Here is an 18,794-nt window from a genome sequence, read left to right as displayed (position 1 = left end):
CGTCACGATGCTGGCTGCCCCGCGTTGCGGCAATCCGGCGGCTGTGTAACGACCACCCGTAAGGGCTCGAACGGTGCCGTAACCGCACGGCGGCCCTGCGGGCGCCCGGCCGCCGGCGGCCCCGTACGGCGGGTACCTAGTTCACCCCGGCGCTGAGTTCGCCGAAGAGCTTGTTGGCCGCCGGAGAGGTGAACTGGCGCACCAGTTCGGCCCGGGCGGTCTGCCGGCGGAACTCCCCCGCGTAGGAAGCGTCGCCGGCGTTGTGCACGAGTTCAGTGATCCAGGCCGCGAATGCCTGGTAGTTCCAGACGTGGCGGAGGCAGGTGTCCGAATAGCTGTCCAGCAGACTCGCGTCGTCGCTCCGGACCTGCTCAATGATGGCGCGGGCCAGGACTTCGGCGTCGTAGAGGGCGAGGTTGAGTCCTTTCGCGCTCATCGGGGGGACGATGTGCGCCGCGTCCCCGAGCAGGTACAGCCGGCCGTGCCGCATGGGGCTGTACACCACGCACCGAAGCGGCACGATCCGCTTGTCGACGATCCGGCCGGGCGGGACGGGAGTGCAGAACCGCGCCGCCATTTCGCTCCAGACGCGCTCGTCCGGCCACTGCGCGGGAGTGTCGTCGGCCGGGCACTGGAGGTAGAGACGGCTGGCGTGCGCGCCGCGGGGAAGCATTCCGGCGAGGCCGCGGGAATGGATCGCCATGCCCAGCGGCTCGGCCGGTACCTCGGCGAGGACGCTGAGCCAGGAATATCCGTACGCGTGGGCGTAGCGGGTGAGGGCGCCGGCGGGGACGGACGCCCTGCTGACGCCGTGGTAGCCGTCGCAGCCGGCGATGACGTCGCAGTTCACGACGTGCGTCGAGCCGGTGGTGTCCCGATAGCGCACGCGGGGACGGGCGCCGTCGATGTCTTCCGGGGAAACGTCGGCGGCCTCGAAGCGCAGGTCGCCGCCGGCCCGCAGGAAAGCATCCGTGAGATTCCGGACCAGAACCTGCTGAGGGCAGAAGATGCTGTCGCGGTTGTCGTTGTCGTCGAATTCCATCGGGAACTCTTCGCCGTCGAGCCAGAAACCGGTACCGGCCTCCGGGACGGGATTGCCCTCCAGCACCCCGTCGAATCCCCACTCACGGAACATGCGCACCCCGCGGCCGTCGATGGCTCCGGCCCGTTGCCGCTGTTCGACGTAGTCCCGGGCGTGCTTCTCCAGAATGACGCACTCGACACCGCTGTTCAGCAGGAAATTGCCGAGCGTCAGCCCGGCCACCCCGGCTCCTACGACAACGACGGTGGTGTGCTCGCCGACGACGGCGGTGTTCTCACTGTTCGTACCCATGAATGGCCGAATCTCCTCGCAGAAAGCGGTGGTCGGGCACGCCGGAACACGGGCGGCCGGGCCGTCCGGACGCCGTCGGCGTGCCGGTCACCACTGTGGAATCCGGCAGGGGTTGCCACCAACCGGTGAACGGCCACCGCGTACCGAAAAGCCGCCAACTCCCGGCCGTGCGCTACATCCGGCCCTCACGCAGGCCCGCCTGGTAGCGGCCCGGGGTCTGCCCGACGACGTCGGTGAAGGCATCGATGAAGCTCGACGGGTTGGACCAGCCGCAGTCCATCGCCGTCTCGGTGACGGACCAGCCGTCGGTGAGGTGGACCAGGGCCTGGTGGATGCGCAGGACGGTGCGCCAGCGGTGGAAGCTCATACCGAGTTCGGTGCGGAACAGGCGGCTCAGGGTGCGCTCACTGGCGCCCGCGCCGCGGCCCAGTTCGGCCAGGGTCGTGTTCCGGCCGGGGTCGGCGTGCAGCAGATCGGTGACGGCACGCAGCCGGCTGTCGCGGGGTTCGGGCAGGTGCAGGGACTGCTCGGGGGCCTCGGCCAGTTCGTCGATCATCACGGTGAGCAGCCGGTCGTACGCGCCGAGGCGGAACTCACGCCGGCCGGTCAGCGCCAGCAGGGTCTCGCGGAGCAAGGGTGTCACCGCGAACACGCTGGGGCGGGGGGCGAGTTGGGTGCACAAGGTGAGCGGTACGGCGACGAGGCGGACGTTGGTCCTGCCGTAGAAGCGATGGGAGTGGGCGAAGCCGGGCGGCGTCCAGGTGACCCGGTCGGCCGGGGCGACCCAGGTGCCGTGTGCGGTCGTGGTGGCCAGGGCGCCGGCGGCCGCGTACACCAGCTGGCCCTGGGGGTGGGAGTGCGGGTCGACGTGGTAACCGTGCGGGAGCCAGCCGCGCCCGGCAGGCGTCATCGACCGCGGTTTCCCGGGCGGCGGGGAAGGGGGGCGGGTTTCCGGCATCGGCCGTGATTCTACGGGCGGTACGGCGTGCGCCGGGCGTACCGCCCGGGTGCCCGCGCACCGTAGCCGCGTAGGTCGGGCGTACCGCCCCGCGTGCTCGCGCACCGTAGTGGCGCAGGCGGACGTGGCCGGTCCGGTTCAGGCGTCCCGGCAGTGGTCGTGAGTCTCGGGGAGCGGCTGGAAGCCGGCCGACAGATAGGGTGCGACGGCGCCGGTGTTGGCACTCGGGGTGCAGACCAGCGCGTTCGAGGAGCCGAGCCGCTGGAGCGCGGCTGCCGCGGCCACGGTGATCGCCGTGCCGTGGCCGCGACCGCGGTGCTCCGGGTGCACGCCCATCGGTTCGAGCAGTCCGGGCTTTCCCGGACCGGCCGACCACACCGTCACCGCCGCCACCGCGTCGCCCCGGCCGTCGTACGCGACCAGGCACCGGCCGTCGGCGTACGGCGGTCCGGCCGCCATCGCCCGCCACCTCTCGGCGGTGAACACCGGACTGCCGAACGCCGCCCGCTGGACGGCACTGCGCACGGCGGCCTGCCGCGGCCCGGTCACCTCGATCCGTACGCCGGGGTCCGGCACCGGCTCCGTGAGGTCACGGCGCAGCGGCGTCCACGGCTCGCCGACGCTCCAGCCGTACTCGCGCAGCAGCTCGTGGGCCCGAGTGCCCATCGGCGCCTCGACGTCCGCCTTCCCCTCGGGCAGTACACCGCGCTCCGGCGCGGTCGCGTCCGCGGCCAGCTGCCGCGCCAGTTCTTCGTCCCGCTGGGCGTCCGGCGCGATCGCCAGGCGCAACAGCCGCGGGCCGTCCAGCAGTCCGACGGCGAGGATCCGTTCGTCCCGGCTCCAGGTCCGGACCGCCGCGGCCGTGGTCTGCGCACCGAAACGCCAGAACCAGCCCAGATCCCCCGGATGCAGTTGCACCGGCGCACTGTTGTGCTGCCATTCCCGCAGCGCGCCCACGACCCCGCTCAGCCCGTCGGTTCCCGGCGTGCCCCGTAGCGTCCTCATGCCGGCGATCCCACACCACCGCGCCGACCGCCCGCACCCGCATTTCGGCGGTGCGTGGCCGGGAAAGCGGCTCGTGGCCATGAACGCGGCACGCGGGCGGGCCGCGCAGCCGTGCGCGCCCGCCCGTTCCGGTGCGTGCGTTCAGAGTTCGCGCCGGAAGGTGACCCGGTCCAGGGACGGGCCGTCGTAGTCCGTGATCGGGGCGGAGGCGGTGAAGCCGAGGGCGCGGTGGAAGGCGATGGAGCGGTCGTTCTGCGGGGAGGTGATCGCCTTGACGACGGTCCGGCCGTGTGCGCGCGCCATGGCGAAGAACCGCTCGTACAGGAAGCGGCCCAGGCCGCTGCGCCGCCAGGCGGGGGCGACCCCGGTGAAGTGGATGTAGGCCTCCCGCGGGTCGGCCGGGGACAGGAAGCCGATGACGAAGCCTGCCAGTTCGCCGTCGCGCTCGGCGATCAGGCTGGTGTCGTGGAAGTGGTTCACGAACACCCGGGTCAGGTCGCGGGAGGCGGCGCGGCCCCACCAGTCGTCGACCACGCCGACGACCGTGTCGAAGTCCTCCGGCACCGCCGCCCGCGTCGTGAAGGGCTCCAGGGTGCGGGCCTCCGGCGCGCCGAGCTTGCGCCGGAAGGCCACCCGGTCCTGGCCGGGTCCGTCGTAATCGGCCTGTACCGGCAGGCCGTTCACCTCCCGGTCGCCCGCTTCCGGCACGAAGCCCATGGCCTGGTGGAAGGCGATGGATCCGGTGTTCCGGGGTGAGGTGATGGCGCGTACCTCGGTACGGCCGGCCGCTGCCGCGCGGTCGAAGAAGGTGGTGTAGAGGCGGCGGGCCACACCCTGCTTGCGCAGTTCCGGGTCCACGCCCACGAAGTGGATGTACGCCTCGTGCGCGTGGTCGGCGGAGTGGAAGCCCACCAGGAACGCCCGGATCCCCTGCTCGTCCTCCAGCACCAGGCTGGTGTCCGCGAAGTGCTGAAGGAACAGCCGGGGCAGCAGCAGTGACAGCTCCCGTGCCTGTTCAGGGGTGCGCGAGTCGCCCCACCACTGCTGGACGCACTCCACGAGCGCGGTGTGGTCGGCCGTGCGGGCCCGGCGTACGTCGTGCATGTCCTGCCTTTCGGTCGGAGACGGTGTCGGCCGAGCGGGCTCCGGTCAGCGCTGAAGCGGTACGGCCGGCCGTCCGTGCCCGCTGGTTCACCGTCGCGCTTCCCCTCCGCCACCGGCGTGCAGCATTTCCGGACCGATGTCCGCGATCGTCGCGCAGCCGGAGAGTCCCATGGTGAGGTCGAAGTCCGCGAGCAGGCCACGTACGACGTGTTCCACGCCCGCGGCGCCGCCGAGGGCCAGCCCGTAGACGTACGGGCGTCCCAGCAGCACCGCCCGCGCGCCCAGGGCCAGCGCCTTGAACACGTCGGCTCCCCCGCGGATGCCGGAGTCGAAGAGCACCTCGGTCTCGGCGCCGGCCTCCGCCACCACGTCGGCCAGCGCGTCCAGGGCGGCCACCGCCCCGTCCACCTGCCGGCCGCCGTGGTTGGACACCACGATGCCGTCCATCCCGGCCCGTACCGCCCGGCGTGCGTCCGCGGGGTGCAGGATGCCCTTCAGGACGATCGGCCCGTCCCAGTGCTCCCGCAGGAAGCCCAGCTCGTCCCAGGTGTGCGCCGTGCCGCTGAAGATCGGCAGCCACCGCATGGCGGCGCCTTGCGGGTCCTCCTCCACCGGCCGGGGCAGCCGGGAGCGGAAGACGGGGTCGGACAGCGGGATCGCCACACCGTGGCCGCGCAGGAACGGCAGGAAGGCCTGGTCGAGGTCGTGCGGCCGCCAGGAGAGCTGCCAGGTGTCCAGTGTGACGACCAGGGTCGTGTAGCCGTTGGCGCGGGCCCGCGCGAGGATGCTGGCGGTCACCTCGTCGTCGTGCGGCCAGTACAGCTGGAACCAGCGCTGCCCGTCGGCGCCGTTGGCCTCCGCGACCTCCTCGATCGTGTGCGAGGCGGCGGTGCTCAGCACCATGGGCACGCCGGTCGCGGCGGCCGCGCGGGCGGTGGCCAGTTCGCCGTCGGGGTGGACCAGGGACTGCACACCGATCGGTGCGAGCACGACGGGGGCGGCCAGTTCACTGCCCAGTACGTTGGTGCGCTGGTCACGGGCGGTGGTGTCGCGCAGCATGCGCGGGACGATGCGGTGCCGGTCGAAGGCGGCGAGATTGGCGCGGGCGGTGGCGCCGCTGCCGGCCGCACCGGCGATGTACCCGTACGGCCGGGGGCCGAGGCGCTCGCGGGCCACGTCCTCCAGCGCCCCGGAGTCGGTGGTGAACGGCGGGAGCTGGTCCTGGAGACCGCGCAAGTAGATCTCGTACTGGTAGTCCGCGTAGCCGCGTTCGGGCGCTGTCATGTGCTGGCGTGCTCCTTTGCGCAGGCGGATGAGCCGGGCGAGGTCACGGCCGGCTGCGCGGTGCCGGACCGGCGTGCACGCCCTCCAAGAGGCGAGGCAACGCGTCGGCGGTGTCCGGGGGCAGCACGGGACGGCGGGTGCGCCCACCGCGAAGTCGTGCTGTCCGGTCGCCGTGGCCAGGGCTTCGCGGGCCCCGTGGCGAGCCCGACTCAAACACCCGTGCAGAGCACCTGTCAATGAATGGCTGACCACTTCATCAGGTCCCACGCACCCCGCGTACCTGCGCGCAGCCACCTGCCGTGTTCAGGCGGACGCCCGCAGCCAGTCCTCGAAGCGGGTCGCGGCCAGGCGGGCGTGGCCCTCCGCGGGAACCAGGCTGCGCTCCGCCAGTTCGGAGCCGAAGTAGCGGGCGTGCGGGTCGGTGACCACCTTGCGCGGGTCGTGCCAGGCACGCAGGGCGCGGGCGATGAGTTCGTCGAAGCGGAACTGCTGGGGGCCGGCCACCTCGGTGACGCCTTTCAGCGGGGCCGCCACCGCGGTCGCGGCCACCGCCTCGGCGACGTCCTCGGCGGCCATGGGCTGGAAGAGCACGGGCGCCACGCGCACGGTGTCGCCCTCGGTGGCGGTGTCGGCGATGCCCCTGACGAACTCGAAGAACTGCGTCGCCCGGACGATCGAGTACGGGACCGGCCCCTGCCTGATCAGGCGCTCCTGGGTCAGCTTCGCCTGGAAGTAGCCGTTGTCGGGCAGGCCGTCGACACCGACGATCGACAGCGCCAGGTGGTGCGTCACGCCCGCCTTCGCCTCGGCGGCCAGCAGGTTGCGGGTGGAGGTGGTGAAGAAGTCGAGCACCGCCGATGCCTCGAAGGAGGGCGAGTTGGCCACGTCCACGACCACCTGGGCCCCGGTCAGCGCGGCGGCCAGGCCCTCGCCGGTGAGGGTGTCGACGCCGGTGCCCGGCGCGGCGGCCACCGCCTCGTGCCCGCGCTCGCCGAGTTTGCCGACCACGGTGCCGCCGATGAGGCCGGTGCCTCCGATGACCACGATCTTCACGTCGTTCGCTCCTCGCGCTGATGACGCCTCGGGGGCGTGCAGGTGTCAGGACTGCCGTGGCACGCGCAGGCGGGCGCGCTGGGCCAGTTCGCCGGGAGACGAGTCCCATTGTGTCCGCAGGCCCGGCCGGCCCGGTGAGCACCGAACCGGACACATCGCCCGGTCGGCAGGCCGGCCGGGCGCTCGCCGTACAGCCGCCCCGCGCGCTTCTCCCCCGGTGTCTCATCTCACGTACCGCCATGTGAGCAGGGGTGTCCGTACGGGGCGTGCTGGATCTACGCTGTGCGGTGCAGCTGGTTCGCCCTGCTCGCCAGGCAGGCGCGTCGCAAGAGGGAACCCGGTGGGAATCCGGGACTGCCCCGCAGCGGTGAGCGGGAACGACCGCCGTCATACGCACTGGATCCGGGCCGCGGATCCGGGAAGCGACGGCCAGTAGGTGTCCGCCGGGCGAAGGTCCGGCAGGCGTGCTCGCGAGTCCGAAGACCTGCCCGTTGCCCGCGTACGTCCATACGTGCGCGGCGTCCGGTGACCTCGAGGGCGGGTCGGCGACCACAGGAGCGAGCACGGGTGCCGTCCGGCGCCGTGCGGCTCGCCGGGTGCGTCCTTCCTTCGCGTTCTCGTCCCGTCACCGGGCTCGGAGAAGATCACGCTCGCGAAGGAGAGTTCCGTGACAGCGAAGCCCGCAGCCGCGGCAGCACGGGCCACCGTGTACGGCTACCCCCGCCAGGGACAGCACCGGGAACTGAAGAAGGCCGTCGAGGGGTACTGGAAGGGCCGCGTGAGCGCGGACGCCCTTCAGGAGACCGCGCGGGACCTGCGCCGTGCGAACTGGCAGCAGCTGGCCGAAGCCGGCATCCACGAGGTACCGACCGGTGACTTCTCGTTCTACGACCACGTGCTGGACACCAGCGTCATGGTCGGTGCCGTCCCGGAACGGCACCGCGCCGCCGTCGCGGCCGACGCCCTGGACGGATACTTCGCGATGGCGCGCGGCACGCAGGACGTGGCGCCGCTGGAGATGACCAAGTGGTTCGACACGAACTACCACTACCTCGTCCCCGAACTGGGCCCCGACACGGTCTTCACCACCGACTCCGGCAAGCAGACCGGCGAGGTGCGCGAAGCGCTCGCGCTCGGGCTGGCGCCGCGCCCGGTCCTCGTCGGCCCGGTGACCTACCTCCTGTTGTCCAAGCCCGCCCCCGGCGTCGCCGCCGGCTTCGATCCGCTGACCCTGCTCGACCGGCTCCTGCCCGTCTACGCGGAGGTCCTGGCCGACCTCCGCGCGGCCGGTGCCGCGTGGGTGCAGCTGGACGAGCCCGCTCTGGTGCAGGACCGCACCCCGGCCGAACTCCACGCCGCCGAGCGCGCCTACCGCGTCCTCGGCACCCTCACCGACCGCCCGAAGCTGCTGGTCGCCTCGTACTTCGACCAGCTCGGCGAGGCCCTGCCGGTGCTCGCCAAGGCCCCCGTCGACGGTCTCGCGCTGGACTTCACCGAGGCCGCCGCCGGCAATCTGGACGCGCTCGCCGCCGCGGGCGGCCTGCCCGGCAAGCGGCTGGTCGCCGGGGTCGTCAACGGCCGCAACATCTGGCTCAACGATTACGAGAAGTCGCTGGCCACGCTCGGTACGCTGCTGGGCCTGGCCGGTCAGGTCGATGTGGCCGCCTCCTGCTCCCTGCTGCACGTACCGCTCGACGCCACTGCCGAGCGCGACATCGACCCGCAGGTGCTGCGCTGGCTCGCGTTCGCCCGGCAGAAGTGCAGCGAGATCGCCACCCTCGCCCGCGGCCTCGCGCAGGGCACCCACGCGATCGCCGCCGAACTGGCCGCCAACCGCGCGGACCTGGCCTCCCGCGCCGGTTCCGCGATCACCCACGATCCCGCCGTACGGGCCCGGGCCGCCGCCGTCACCGACGCCGACGGCCGCCGCTCGGCACCGTACGCCGAGCGGGCCACCGCCCAGCGGGCCCACCTGGGCCTGCCCCTGCTGCCGACCACCACCATCGGCTCCTTCCCGCAGACCGCCGCACTGCGCACCGCCCGGGCCGACCTGCGCGCGGGGCGGATCGGCACGGCCGGGTACGAGGAGCGCGTCAAGAGCGAGATCCGCGAGGTGCTCTCCTTCCAGGAGGAGGCGGGCATCGACGTCCTCGTGCACGGCGAGCCCGAACGCAACGACATGGTGCAGTACTTCGCCGAACAGCTGACCGGCTACCTCGCCACGCAGCACGGCTGGGTCCAGTCGTACGGCACCCGGTACGTCCGCCCGCCGGTCCTCGCCGGAGACATCTCGCGGCCCGAGCCCATGACGGTGCGGTGGACGACGTACGCGCAGTCGCTCACCGACCGGCCCGTCAAGGGGATGCTGACCGGCCCGGTCACCATGCTCGCCTGGTCCTTCGTCCGGGACGACCAGCCGCTCGCCGACACCGCCCGCCAGGTGGCGCTGGCCCTGCGCGACGAGGTCGGCGACCTGGAGGCGGCCGGTACCCGGGTCATCCAGGTGGACGAACCGGCCCTGCGCGAGACGCTGCCGCTGCGCACCGCCGGCCGGGCGGCCTACCTGGCCTGGGCCACCGAGGCGTTCCGCCTCACCACCGGCGGGGTGCGGGACCGGACGCAGATCCACACGCACATGTGCTACGCCGAGTTCGGCGACATCGTCCAGGCCATCGACGACCTCGACGCCGACGTGATCAGCCTGGAGGCCGCCCGCTCCCACATGCAGGTGGCCCGCGAACTGGCGGAACACGGCTACCCGCGGGAGGCCGGCCCCGGCGTGTACGACATCCACTCGCCGCGCGTGCCGAGCGCCGAGGAGGCGGCGAGCCTCCTGCGCAAGGGCCTCGACGCCATCCCGGCCGAGCGCCTGTGGGTCAACCCGGACTGCGGCCTGAAGACCCGCGGCTGGCCCGAGACCCGCGCGTCCCTGGAGAACCTCGTCGCGGCCGCACGCACGGTGCGGGCGGAGCTGCCCTCGTCCTGACGCGGTGGCGGGCCGTCCGCCGCCGGAGGCGGGCGGCGGACGGCCCGCGGCAGAATGTTCCGTAAACTGCTGTTTTTCGCGACGCACCGAGGAACCGCAGTTGACCCCGTATTCCCTGGCGTTCTACCTGGACGTCGTCACCACCGGTACCGTTCTCGGCCTGCGGCACACCGATGCGCCCGGCCGCGTGGCCGAGGTACTGGGGCCGGACTTCGGTGAGAACCTGTTCAGTGAGCACAGCCTGGGCTATTCCTATGCCCTGCCCGAATTCTTCTGGGACCGCGCATCCGGTGACGCGCCCTGGACGGGTCACCATTTCACCTTGCAGGTGCACAGGCTGGCCCACCGGAGTCGTGACCATGTCGACGAGGCGATCCGCGCCCGGTACGGGCGCTTCGCTCCCAGGCTGCGGTTCGAGAAGCTGCGGCGGCTGCTGGAACGGCGCGGCGTTCCGCTGGTGGAGGTCCCGGATCCGTGGAACGCGCCGCACTACCGGATGTTCTGGCAGCCGGAGTCCCAGGTCTCCGTCTGCGTCGTCAGTTGCTACGGCGAGTTCCTCACACCGGACCGTCTGCGGGTCGGCGACGTGTACCACATCCAGGCACCGATGACCGCCGAACAGGTCGAGGCGCGAAGGGCGCGGGCCACCGCTCAGGGGCTTGGGAACAGCGGCTGACCGGCGCGTCGGCGGATTGGCAACGTTGGCAACGGCGCGGGGAAAGATGCGCGGACATTGGCAACAGGCCACGATTGCCGGTCTTCGGCGCCCCTGCGAGAGTCTTCGTACGGCCGGCGGCCGACGGCCGCACACACGGCCAGGGCTGAGGGGCCCTGGCGTGCCGCCGGGGTGAGGGTTCCGGTCGCAGAGCGGGCGGGCGCGGAGCAGGACTGAGGCTGCTCCGCGCCCGCCCGTGGCAGCGACAGGGGGCCGTTCCGAGGAGCGGTCAGCTCTTCTCCGCGCTCTCCAGGACGATCTGCAGCTCGACCTCCTGGTCGCCCGAGACCGTGCCTTCCGTACGGACGGAGAACGCGCGCGTCAGCACGTCCCGCAGCCGGTCCACGGCCAGGTGGCTGCCCTGGAGGTCGGCGGTGACGGCGGCGGACAGGTCCGCGTTCGGCCGGACGTCGCCGCGCACTTCCGAGGTCTCGAACGTCTCGGTCCAGACCGTCGGGTGTCCGGGCTGCTTCCGCTGGTCGTGCGCGGTGTCGCCGTCGGCCCGGTCGGAGGCGAAGCAGCTGCGCAGGGTGCTGAGCACGGTCTCGGCGTCGGCCGTGGACTGTGCGCTGAGCACGACCTCGGCCGGCTCGGCGTTGTGGGGTGTGCGGGTCATGTGGGCTGTGTCCTCTCCGCGCTGTGCTTCGGTGGGGTGCGGCGGGCTTCCTTGGCCGCCCGTTGGGGTACGACGGTGTACTTGGGGTCCTCGGCGGAGGCGATGCCGGCCGCGAAGATCCCGAAGCGGGTGCAGGCGGAGCCGGCCAGCAGGGCCAGGCCGCCCGCGGCCGCCAGCGTGCGGGACCGGCCTCCGCACGCGGCACCCACGGCGGCACCGGCCGCGGTGAGCGTCCGCGCCGTACGGAGCAGTGTGCCGGCCCGCCCCTGGTGCCAGGTCTCCGCGACCATGCCGAGGCGCCGTTCGGCGGCCTTGGTGACCGCTTCGTCGGCGACCGCGGCCAGTACCGCGGCGCAGCGGGCGGGCGCGGTCTCCCGTACGGGGCCGACGACGAGCGCCATGCCGGAGGCGGCGGCCGTCGCCGACGCCGCGAACAGGTACGGGAGTTCGCGGTGCGCGCCGTGCCAGGCGGGGACGGCGGTGTCCGCCGCGAGGACCGCGGTGTAGGTGGCGACGGCCGGTCCGAGGAGCGCGGCGGCGCCGGTCGCCACGGCGCCCGCCCGGGGCAGCCGCCCGGTGACCGCGGAAGCCGCCGCGGCGCCCGCGGCGGGCCCGTAGGCCGCCAGCAGCCAGGAGCCGACGCTCATCGGCGAGGTCGGCTTGAGCACCCGCAGCATGTTCCCGAACCGGCTCGGCCTGCCGAGGTCGTTGACGAGCGCGGCGGTGGACAGGGTGACCGCCGCGAGCGAGGAGACCTTCATGGCGGTGGCGGTGGCGGTGCGTCCGGTCGCGTGCGCTCCGGCGGCCAGCACCGATCCGGCACCGGCCAGCCCGCCGAGGAAGAAGTAGCCGGCGATGTCCCGGGCGCGCCAGGCGGGCGCCTTGATGACGGGTCTGCCGTAGTACGACGCGAACTCGGCGGGCGGCGCCATCAGCTGCTCGCCGCGCCCGCCCCGGCCACGTCTGCCGCCCTTGCGCCGTCCTCGCCCGTCGGCGCCCGGCCCGCCCCGCAGCATCTCCGGCGCGGCGTCGCGCCCCGGGCGCCCGCCCTCGGAGCCCTCGCGGGTCACATCGGAACGGTTCATCCGTTCATCGCCTTCCCTTGCGGACGGTGGCACTGCCGAGGTGCTTCAGCGCGGGCCCGGCGAACGCCAGCGCGACGCCGCCGGCCAGCGTGAGCGCCGCGGCGCCCGCGTGTTTCCACATGGCGGGCAGGTCGCGGGTGGTGACGACGGGGTCCGGTGGCAGCCCGTAGATCTCGGGTTCGTCGAGGAGCAGGAAGAACGCGCCGTCCCCGCCGACGCCGTCGGTGGGCTCGTGCCCGTACAGCCGCGCGTCGGTGACGCCTGCGGCGTGCAGCTGGTCGACGCGGAGCGCGGCCCGTTCGCGCAGTTCGTCCAGCGGCCCGTACTGGATGGACTCGGTCGGGCACGCCTTGGCGCAGGCGGGTTCCTGCCCGGCGCCGAGCCGGTCGTAGCACAGGGTGCACTTGAAGGCGCGGCCGTCGGAGGGGCGTTGTTCGATGACGCCGTACGGGCAGGCGGGTACGCAGTAGCCGCAGCCGTTGCAGATGTCCTCCTGGACGACGACGGTGCCGAATGCGGTGCGGAAGAGCGAGCCGGTGGGGCAGACGTCCAGGCACGCGGCGTGCGTGCAGTGCTTGCACACGTCGGAGGCCATCAGCCAGCGCAGTTCGCCGCCGGAGTCCGCCGTGTCGCTTGCCGTGCGCGCGCCGTCGGTGTCCGTCCCGTCGGCCAACGGCAGTTCCGTACGCCCTTCGGGAGACGGCACCGGCTGTTCGATGAAGGCCACGTGCCGCCACGTCGAGGCCCCCAGCCCCTGCGTGTTGTCGTAGCTCATGCCCGAGAGGGACAGCCCGTCCTCCGGCAGGGCGTTCCACTCCTTGCAGGCCACCTCGCAGGCCTTGCAGCCGATGCAGACCGAGGTGTCGGTGAAGAAGCCCGTCCGGGGCGGTGCCGCGGAGTGTCCGGCGTCTCCGGCCGGGTCCGGCTCGACGCCGCTGAGCAGGTGGGTGCCGGTCAGGTGGTCGGTCACGCGCGTGGCTCCGTTCCAGTGGTCTCGTCGATGCCGGCGCGCCGCCGGTAGGCCGCGACCAGCTCCGGCAGCTCGGGGCCGCGCGGCCGGCGGCCGGGCCGGATGTCGGCGGTGAGCGCCTTGTCCTCCTGGATGTGGGCGTTGGGGTCGAGGGCGATGGCCACCAGTTCGTTGGCGGCGTCGCCGCTGACCACGCCGTTGGGCCCCCAGTGGAAGGGCAGGCCGATCTGGTGGACCGTACGGCCCTGGACGGTCAGGGACGCGATCCGGCGGGTGACCATGACGCGCGCCTCGATGGCGTTGCGCGCGGTGATGATGGTGGCCCAGCCCAGGTGTTCCAGGCCGCGTTCGGCGGCGAGCTGCGGCGAGATCTCGCAGAACATCTCCGGCTGGAGTTCGGCGAGGTAGGGCGACCAGCGGCTCATGCCGCCCGCGGTGAAGTGTTCGGTGAGCCGGTGGGTGGTGACGATGTACGGGTAGACACCGGCGCCGGGTTCGTCGCCGCTGGGGTGGTAGCGGTTGCCTTCGTGGGGGTGCAGGCGGCGGACCGGTGAGCGCGGTGTGGACGGGTACAGGGCGTTGCCGAACGGGGAGTCCTGCGGCTCGTAGTGGGTGGGCAGCGGCCCGTCCACCAGGCCTGCGGGTACGTACAGCCAGCCCTTGCCGTCGGCCTGCATGATGAACGGGTCGTCGCCGCGCAGCGCGTCGGGGCCGGTCGCGCCCTCCGGCGGTTCGTAGCCGGGTGCACGGTCGGGGATGAAGTCCGGGACGTCGTGGCCGGTCCACCGGCCTTCGGCCGCGTCCCACCACACGTACGCCTTGCGTTCGCTCCACGGGGTGCCGTCGGGGGCGGCCGACGCGCGGTTGTAGAGGATGCGGCGGTTGGCGGGCCAGGCCCAGGCCCACTCCTCGGCGACCCAGTCCTGCTCGGTGTGCGGCTTCTTGCGGGCCGCCTGGTTGACGCCGTCCGCGTACACGCCGCAGTAGATCCAGCAGCCGCACCGCGTCGAGCCGTCGTCCTTCAGCTCGGTGTACGCGCTCAGCGGGGCGCCGTCCGGGCCGGTTCCGTTGATCTCGGCGAGCACGGCGTCGGCGACCGGTTCCCGCAACGGCCCTTCCACCGGATAGTCCCAGGTCAGGTCCTGTACCGGCCGATCCATGGGGTCGGTGGAGGCGGCCAACTTCGCCTTGATGCGCCGGCCGAGGTGGTACATGAACCACAGGTCGCTGCGGGCGTCGCCCTCGGGTTCGACGGCCGTGTGGTGCCACTGCACCCAGCGGTTGGTGTTGGTGAAGGAGCCGGACTTCTCGGTGTGCGCGGCGGCCGGGAAGAAGAAGACCTCGGTGCCGATGTCCTCGGTGCGCAGTTCGCCGGTGTCGATCTCGGGACCGTCCTGCCACCAGGTCGCCGACTCGATGAGCGAGAAGTCCCGGACGACCAGCCACTCCAGGTTGGCCATGCCCAGGCGCTGCAGGCGGGCGTTGGCGGAGCCGACGGCGGGGTTCTCGCCCATCAGGAAGTAGCCCTTGCAGACGCCGTCGAGCTGGGCCATGACGGTCTCGTACGTGGCGTGCGCGCCGGTCAGGCGGGGCAGGTGGCCGAAGCAGAAGTCGTTGTCGGCGGTGGCCGCGTCGCCGTAGTACGCCTTGAGCAGGCTGACGAAGTAGGCCCGCATGTCGCCCCAGAAGCCCTTGACCGTACGGGTCGCCTCGACGAACGTGTCCAGGTCCTCGTGCGCGTGGGCGTGCGGCATCGGCAGGTAGCCGGGCAGCAGGTTGAAGAGGGTGGGGATGTCGCTGGAGCCCTGGATGGAGGCGTGGCCGCGCAGCGCCTGGATGCCGCCGCCGGGCCGGCCGATGTTGCCGAGGAGCAGTTGCAGGATGCCGGCGGCCCGGATGTACTGCGCGCCGACCGAGTGCTGGGTCCAGCCCACCGCGTAGCAGAAGGCGCTGGTGCGGTCGCGGCCCGAGTTGGCGGTCAGCTCCTCGCACACCCGCAGGAACGTCTCCCGCGGCACCCCGCAGATCCGCTCGACCATGTCGGGGGTGTAGCGGGCGTAGTGGCGTTTGAGGATCTGGTAGACGCAGCGCGGATGGGTCAGGGTCTCGTCGCGCGGCGCCTGCTGTCCGGTGCGGGCACCGCCGGAGCCGTGCGTCTCGGAGCCGCCGGCCTCCTGGACGCGCTTCTCGTACAGCTCGTCGACCTCGCCCGACGGCGCCTGGACATCGACGCCCTCGTACTGCCAGCTGAGGGTGTCGTAGTGGGATCCGTCCTGGTCCAGGCCGGAGAAGACGCCGTCCAGGTCCTCGGTGTCCCGGAAGTCCTCGCCGACCAGGGTGGCGGCGTTGGTGTAGTTCAGGACGTACTCGCGGAAGTCCTTCTCCTCGGTCAGTACGTGGTTGATGATGCCGCCGAGGAACGCGATGTCGCTGCCCGCCCGGAGGGGGACGTGCAGGTCGGCCAGGGCGCTGGTCCGGGTGTAGCGGGGGTCGACGTGGATGACGCGGGCGCCGCGGGCCTTGGCCTCCATCACCCACTGGAAGCCGACGGGGTGCGCCTCGGCGAAGTTGGAGCCCTGGATGACGATGCAGTCGGCGTGCTGGAGGTCCTGCATGAAGGTGGTCGCGCCGCCGCGTCCGAAGGAGGTGCCGAGGCCGGCGACGGTGGAGCTGTGGCAGACCCGGGCCTGGTTCTCCACCTGGACCACGCCGAGGCCGGTCAGCAGCTTCTTGATGAGGTAGTTCTCCTCGTTGTCGAGGGTGGCGCCGCCGAGGCTGGCGATGCCCATCGTGCGTGCCGTGCAGAGCCCCTCGTCGGACTCCCACTCCCAGGTGCGGCGGCGGGTCTCCACGACCCGGTCGGCGACCATGTCCATGGCCGTCTCCAGGTCCAGCGGCTCCCAGTCCGTGCCGTACGGGCGCCGGTAGAGCACCTGGTGGCGGCGGGAGGACCCGGTGGTGAGCTGGAGCGTCGCCGAGCCCTTGGGGCAGAGCCGGCCGCGGCTGACGGGTGAGTCCGGGTCGCCCTCGATCTGGACGACCTTCTCGTCCTTGACGTACACCTGCTGGCCGCAGCCGACCGCGCAGTACGGGCAGACGGAGCGCACCATCCGGTCGGCGGAGTCCGTGCGGGGGCGCAGCCGCTCCGTGTACGGCGACATCGCGGCGCGGCCACGGCCCAGCGGGTCGCCCCCGGTCAGCTGCCGGTACACGGGCCAGTCGCGAACCCGTTTGCGCACGCCCATCGCTCTTCCTCCAGCGCGTCTGCGGTCTGCCACGGCGGGTGCCCCGGCGGCGGGTGCCTCCTCAAAGGCTCGCCCGCCGGAGCCCTGGCTGCGAGCGGGGGCGGCAAGCGGGGCACCGGGGCGGCGGGCCGGTGCCGCCGGTGCCCGACCGGCGGTGCGAGGGCGGGTTCCCCGGGCCGGGCCGGGGAAACCCGTACGGACCGGCGAAGATCCAACGGAGTCGCGGTGCGCCCGGCCGGTGCCGCCGCCGGCGCGCCCGCGTGCTTGCCGTACGGGTGAGTACGCGCCCGTCCGTCGCCGTACGGGTGAGCGGCGCCACGGGCGGAATCGGGCGGTGCGGTGATTGACCCGTCCGGGCCCGGGGAACCCCTGGCGCATGGCTGTCGATCACACGCAGGCACCGGTCCTGGAGGCGCTGGCCCGCTATCGGGAGGCCGGGGAGGTCTCCTTCACCCCGCCGGGGCACAAGCAGGCCCGCGGCGCCGACCCCATGGTGCGGGAAGTGCTGGGCGACGCGGTCTTCCTCGGCGATCTGCTGGCCTCCGGCGGCCTGGACGACCGGCTGAGCCGGGGCCGGGTGCTGGAGCGGGCCGAGGCGCTGATGGCGGACGCGGTGCACGCCTCGCACACGTTCTTCTCGACCTGCGGCAGTTCCCTGTCCGTCAAGGCGGCGATGCTGTCCGTCGCGGGGCCGCACGAGAAGCTGCTGGTCGGCCGGGACGCGCACAAGTCCGTGGTGTCGGGTCTGATCCTGTCCGGCGTCCGGCCGATCTGGCTGGACCCGCAGTGGGACGCGGAGCGCCGGATCGCCCATCCGCCGTCGGTGGAGGCGTTCGAGCGGGCCTTCGAGGAGCATCCCGACGCCCGCGGGGCGCTGGTGACCAGCCCCACGCCGTACGGCGCGTGCGCGGACCTGAGCACGCTGGCGGAAGTGTGCCACCGGCGTGGGCGCCCGCTGATCGTGGACGAGGCGTGGGGCGCGCACCTGCCCTTCCACCCGGACCTGCCGTCCTGGGCGATGGACGCCGGGGCCGACGTCTGCGTGACGAGCATTCACAAGATGGGCAGCGGGCTGGAGCAGGGCTCGGTGTTCCACCTGGGCGGCGACCTGATCGAGCCGACCGTGCTGAAGTCCCGGGCGGACCTGTTCGACACGACCAGCCCTTCGGTGCTGCTGTACGCCGGTCTGGACGGCTGGCGGCGGCAGATGGCCCTGCGGGGCCGGGATCTCATCGGGCGGGCCCTGGACCTGGCCGCGCGGGTACGGGCCGACATCGAGCGGATCGACGGGTTGCACGTCAACGACCGGGCCGACTTCTGCGGTCCGGGGCTGGCCGACGACTTCGACCCGCTGCCCGTGGTGATCGACGTCAGCGGACTGGGCACGTCCGGCTACCGGGCCGCCGACTGGCTGCGCGAGCACCGCTCCATCGACGCCCACCTCGCCGACCACCGGCGGATCAGTGCCCAGCTCACCCACGGCGACGACGACACGACCGCCGGGATGCTGCTCGACGCCCTGCGCGACCTGTCGCGGCACGCCGCGGACCTGCGGCCGGTCCCGGAGGTCGAGGTGCCGACGCCGGGCGAACTGCGGCTGGAGCAGGTGTGCCTGCCGCGCGACGCCTACTTCGGCGAGGTCGAAGACGTACCGGCGGACGCGGCGGCCGGCCGGATCGTGGCCGAGATGCTGACGCCCTATCCGCCGGGCATCCCGGCCGCGCTGCCCGGCGAACGGCTCGACGAGCCGGTGGTGCGCTACCTGACGAGCGGGGTGCGGGCCGGGATGAACGTGCCCGACGCGGCCGACCCCGAACTGAAGACCATTCGGGTGCTCGTGGAAGGGAACGGCTGACATGCGTACGGCGCTCATCGTGATCGACATGATCAACACGTACGAACACGAGGATGCCGAGCAGCTGTTGCCGTCGGTGCGCGACGCGCTGCCCGGCATGCTGCGCGTGCTGGAGCGGGCGCGCGCGAAGGACTCGGACGTCGAAGTCATCTACGTCAACGACAACTTCGGCCGGTGGCGCTCGCACCACGACGAGATCCTGCGTACGGCGCTGGACGGTCCGCACGCCGACCTGGTGGAGCCGCTGCGCCCCGACGACGCCTCGCTGTTCGTGGTCAAGGCCCGGCACTCGATCTTCTACGAGACGCCGCTGGAGTACCTGCTGGGCCAGCACGGCATCGGGCGGATAGTGCTCTGCGGCCAGGTGACCGAGCAGTGCGTGCTGTACTCGGCCCTCGACGCGCACATCCGCCACCTGGAGGTCACGGTCCCGCGTGACGCGGTGGCCCACATCCACGCCGATCTCGCCGACGCCGCCCTGCGGATGATGGAGCGGAACATGGGCGCGGACGTGACGGATTCGAGGGCGGAGAAGCTGTTCGGGTGAGCCGTGGCACCCCTTCGCACCCGAATGGTCGATATGTC

General features: G+C 72.6%; 14 protein-coding genes and 1 riboswitch. Of the genes, 4 read left to right on the top strand and 10 right to left on the bottom strand.

Features of this window, described 5'->3' with window-relative positions; translation table 11 throughout:
• Positions 1-136 precede the first annotated feature (136 nt).
• The 6 genes from AB0L45_RS20225 to AB0L45_RS20200 form a co-directional block, all read right to left on the bottom strand.
• Positions 137-1,333, bottom strand: a complete 1,197-nt coding sequence (locus tag AB0L45_RS20225; protein ID WP_365841704.1) for a 4-hydroxybenzoate 3-monooxygenase — start codon at positions 1,331-1,333, stop codon at positions 137-139.
• Positions 1,334-1,505: 172 nt separating this feature from the next.
• On the bottom strand, positions 1,506-2,243 hold the full coding sequence (locus tag AB0L45_RS20220; RefSeq protein ID WP_365841702.1) for an AraC family transcriptional regulator: 738 nt from the start codon (positions 2,241-2,243) through the stop codon (positions 1,506-1,508).
• A gap of 186 nt (positions 2,244-2,429) precedes the next feature.
• Positions 2,430-3,296: a GNAT family N-acetyltransferase gene (locus tag AB0L45_RS20215; RefSeq protein WP_365841700.1), complete on the bottom strand. Its 867-nt coding sequence runs from the start codon at positions 3,294-3,296 to the stop codon at positions 2,430-2,432.
• 141 nt (positions 3,297-3,437) lie between these two features.
• Positions 3,438-4,400 (bottom strand): GNAT family N-acetyltransferase, encoded by a 963-nt coding sequence (locus AB0L45_RS20210; RefSeq protein WP_365841698.1) that lies wholly within the window; start codon positions 4,398-4,400, stop codon positions 3,438-3,440.
• Positions 4,401-4,487: 87 nt separating this feature from the next.
• Positions 4,488-5,684, bottom strand: a complete 1,197-nt coding sequence (locus AB0L45_RS20205; protein WP_365841696.1) for an alpha-hydroxy-acid oxidizing protein — start codon at positions 5,682-5,684, stop codon at positions 4,488-4,490.
• A gap of 303 nt (positions 5,685-5,987) precedes the next feature.
• On the bottom strand, positions 5,988-6,737 hold the full coding sequence (locus tag AB0L45_RS20200) for an NmrA family NAD(P)-binding protein (RefSeq protein ID WP_365841694.1): 750 nt from the start codon (positions 6,735-6,737) through the stop codon (positions 5,988-5,990).
• Between the two features lie 277 nt (positions 6,738-7,014).
• Positions 7,015-7,244: riboswitch (cobalamin riboswitch) on the top strand.
• Between the two features lie 160 nt (positions 7,245-7,404).
• Between AB0L45_RS20200 and metE the strand changes: the two genes are divergently transcribed.
• The gene (metE, locus tag AB0L45_RS20195; protein ID WP_365841692.1) at positions 7,405-9,723 is read left to right on the top strand and encodes a 5-methyltetrahydropteroyltriglutamate--homocysteine S-methyltransferase; all 2,319 of its coding nucleotides are present in this window, start codon (positions 7,405-7,407) and stop codon (positions 9,721-9,723) included.
• 100 nt (positions 9,724-9,823) lie between these two features.
• Positions 9,824-10,399, top strand: coding sequence for a hypothetical protein (locus AB0L45_RS20190; protein WP_365841690.1), 576 nt, complete (start codon positions 9,824-9,826; stop codon positions 10,397-10,399).
• A 268-nt stretch (positions 10,400-10,667) separates the two neighbouring features.
• Here AB0L45_RS20190 and AB0L45_RS20185 read toward each other — a convergent pair whose 3' ends face one another.
• From AB0L45_RS20185 to fdh, 4 genes are read right to left on the bottom strand one after another with little or no spacing between them, the layout of a single operon-like run.
• Positions 10,668-11,054 carry a hypothetical protein gene (locus AB0L45_RS20185; RefSeq protein WP_365841688.1) on the bottom strand — a complete coding sequence of 129 codons (387 nt, stop codon included), beginning with the start codon at positions 11,052-11,054 and terminating at the stop codon, positions 10,668-10,670.
• Complete coding sequence (nrfD, locus tag AB0L45_RS20180; RefSeq protein ID WP_365841686.1) at positions 11,051-12,139, bottom strand: NrfD/PsrC family molybdoenzyme membrane anchor subunit; 1,089 nt, start codon at positions 12,137-12,139, stop codon at positions 11,051-11,053. Before nrfD ends, AB0L45_RS20185 begins: the two co-directional genes overlap by 4 nt.
• A gap of 4 nt (positions 12,140-12,143) precedes the next feature.
• Positions 12,144-13,109 (bottom strand): 4Fe-4S dicluster domain-containing protein, encoded by a 966-nt coding sequence (locus tag AB0L45_RS20175; RefSeq protein ID WP_365841684.1) that lies wholly within the window; start codon positions 13,107-13,109, stop codon positions 12,144-12,146.
• Entirely contained in the window at positions 13,106-16,354 is a 3,249-nt protein-coding gene (fdh, locus tag AB0L45_RS20170) for a formate dehydrogenase (RefSeq protein WP_365841682.1), read from the bottom strand. Before fdh ends, AB0L45_RS20175 begins: the two co-directional genes overlap by 4 nt.
• Positions 16,355-16,730: 376 nt before the next feature.
• Here fdh and AB0L45_RS20165 point away from each other — a divergent pair, with 376 nt between their 5' ends.
• Together AB0L45_RS20165 and AB0L45_RS20160 are read left to right on the top strand one after the other, a co-directional pair.
• Positions 16,731-18,209 (top strand): ornithine decarboxylase, encoded by a 1,479-nt coding sequence (locus AB0L45_RS20165; RefSeq protein WP_365841680.1) that lies wholly within the window; start codon positions 16,731-16,733, stop codon positions 18,207-18,209.
• Between the two features lies 1 nt (position 18,210).
• Positions 18,211-18,756 carry an isochorismatase family cysteine hydrolase gene (locus AB0L45_RS20160; RefSeq protein ID WP_365841678.1) on the top strand — a complete coding sequence of 182 codons (546 nt, stop codon included), beginning with the start codon at positions 18,211-18,213 and terminating at the stop codon, positions 18,754-18,756.
• Positions 18,757-18,794 lie beyond the last annotated feature (38 nt).

It is taken from the genome of Streptomyces sp. NPDC052496 (assembly GCF_040679095.1).
Taxonomy (GTDB): Bacteria; Actinomycetota; Actinomycetes; order Streptomycetales; family Streptomycetaceae; genus Streptomyces.
The sequence above is the reverse complement of the archived record's forward strand: the minus strand, read 5'-3'. Positions and strand labels throughout refer to the sequence as shown.

Excerpts from the sequence above, each read along its gene's own strand:
- AB0L45_RS20225 (WP_365841704.1), bottom strand. The coding sequence starts at position 1,333 with ATGGGTACGAACAGTGAGAACACCGCCGTCGTCGGCGAGCACACCACC.
- AB0L45_RS20220 (WP_365841702.1), bottom strand. The coding sequence starts at position 2,243 with ATGACGCCTGCCGGGCGCGGCTGGCTCCCGCACGGTTACCACGTCGAC.
- AB0L45_RS20215 (WP_365841700.1), bottom strand. The coding sequence starts at position 3,296 with ATGAGGACGCTACGGGGCACGCCGGGAACCGACGGGCTGAGCGGGGTC.
- AB0L45_RS20210 (WP_365841698.1), bottom strand. The coding sequence starts at position 4,400 with ATGCACGACGTACGCCGGGCCCGCACGGCCGACCACACCGCGCTCGTG.
- AB0L45_RS20205 (WP_365841696.1), bottom strand. The coding sequence starts at position 5,684 with ATGACAGCGCCCGAACGCGGCTACGCGGACTACCAGTACGAGATCTAC.
- AB0L45_RS20185 (WP_365841688.1), bottom strand. The coding sequence starts at position 11,054 with ATGACCCGCACACCCCACAACGCCGAGCCGGCCGAGGTCGTGCTCAGC.
- nrfD (WP_365841686.1), bottom strand. The coding sequence starts at position 12,139 with ATGAACCGTTCCGATGTGACCCGCGAGGGCTCCGAGGGCGGGCGCCCG.
- fdh (WP_365841682.1), bottom strand. The coding sequence starts at position 16,354 with ATGGGCGTGCGCAAACGGGTTCGCGACTGGCCCGTGTACCGGCAGCTG.
- AB0L45_RS20165 (WP_365841680.1), top strand. The coding sequence starts at position 16,731 with ATGGCTGTCGATCACACGCAGGCACCGGTCCTGGAGGCGCTGGCCCGC.
- AB0L45_RS20160 (WP_365841678.1), top strand. The coding sequence starts at position 18,211 with ATGCGTACGGCGCTCATCGTGATCGACATGATCAACACGTACGAACAC.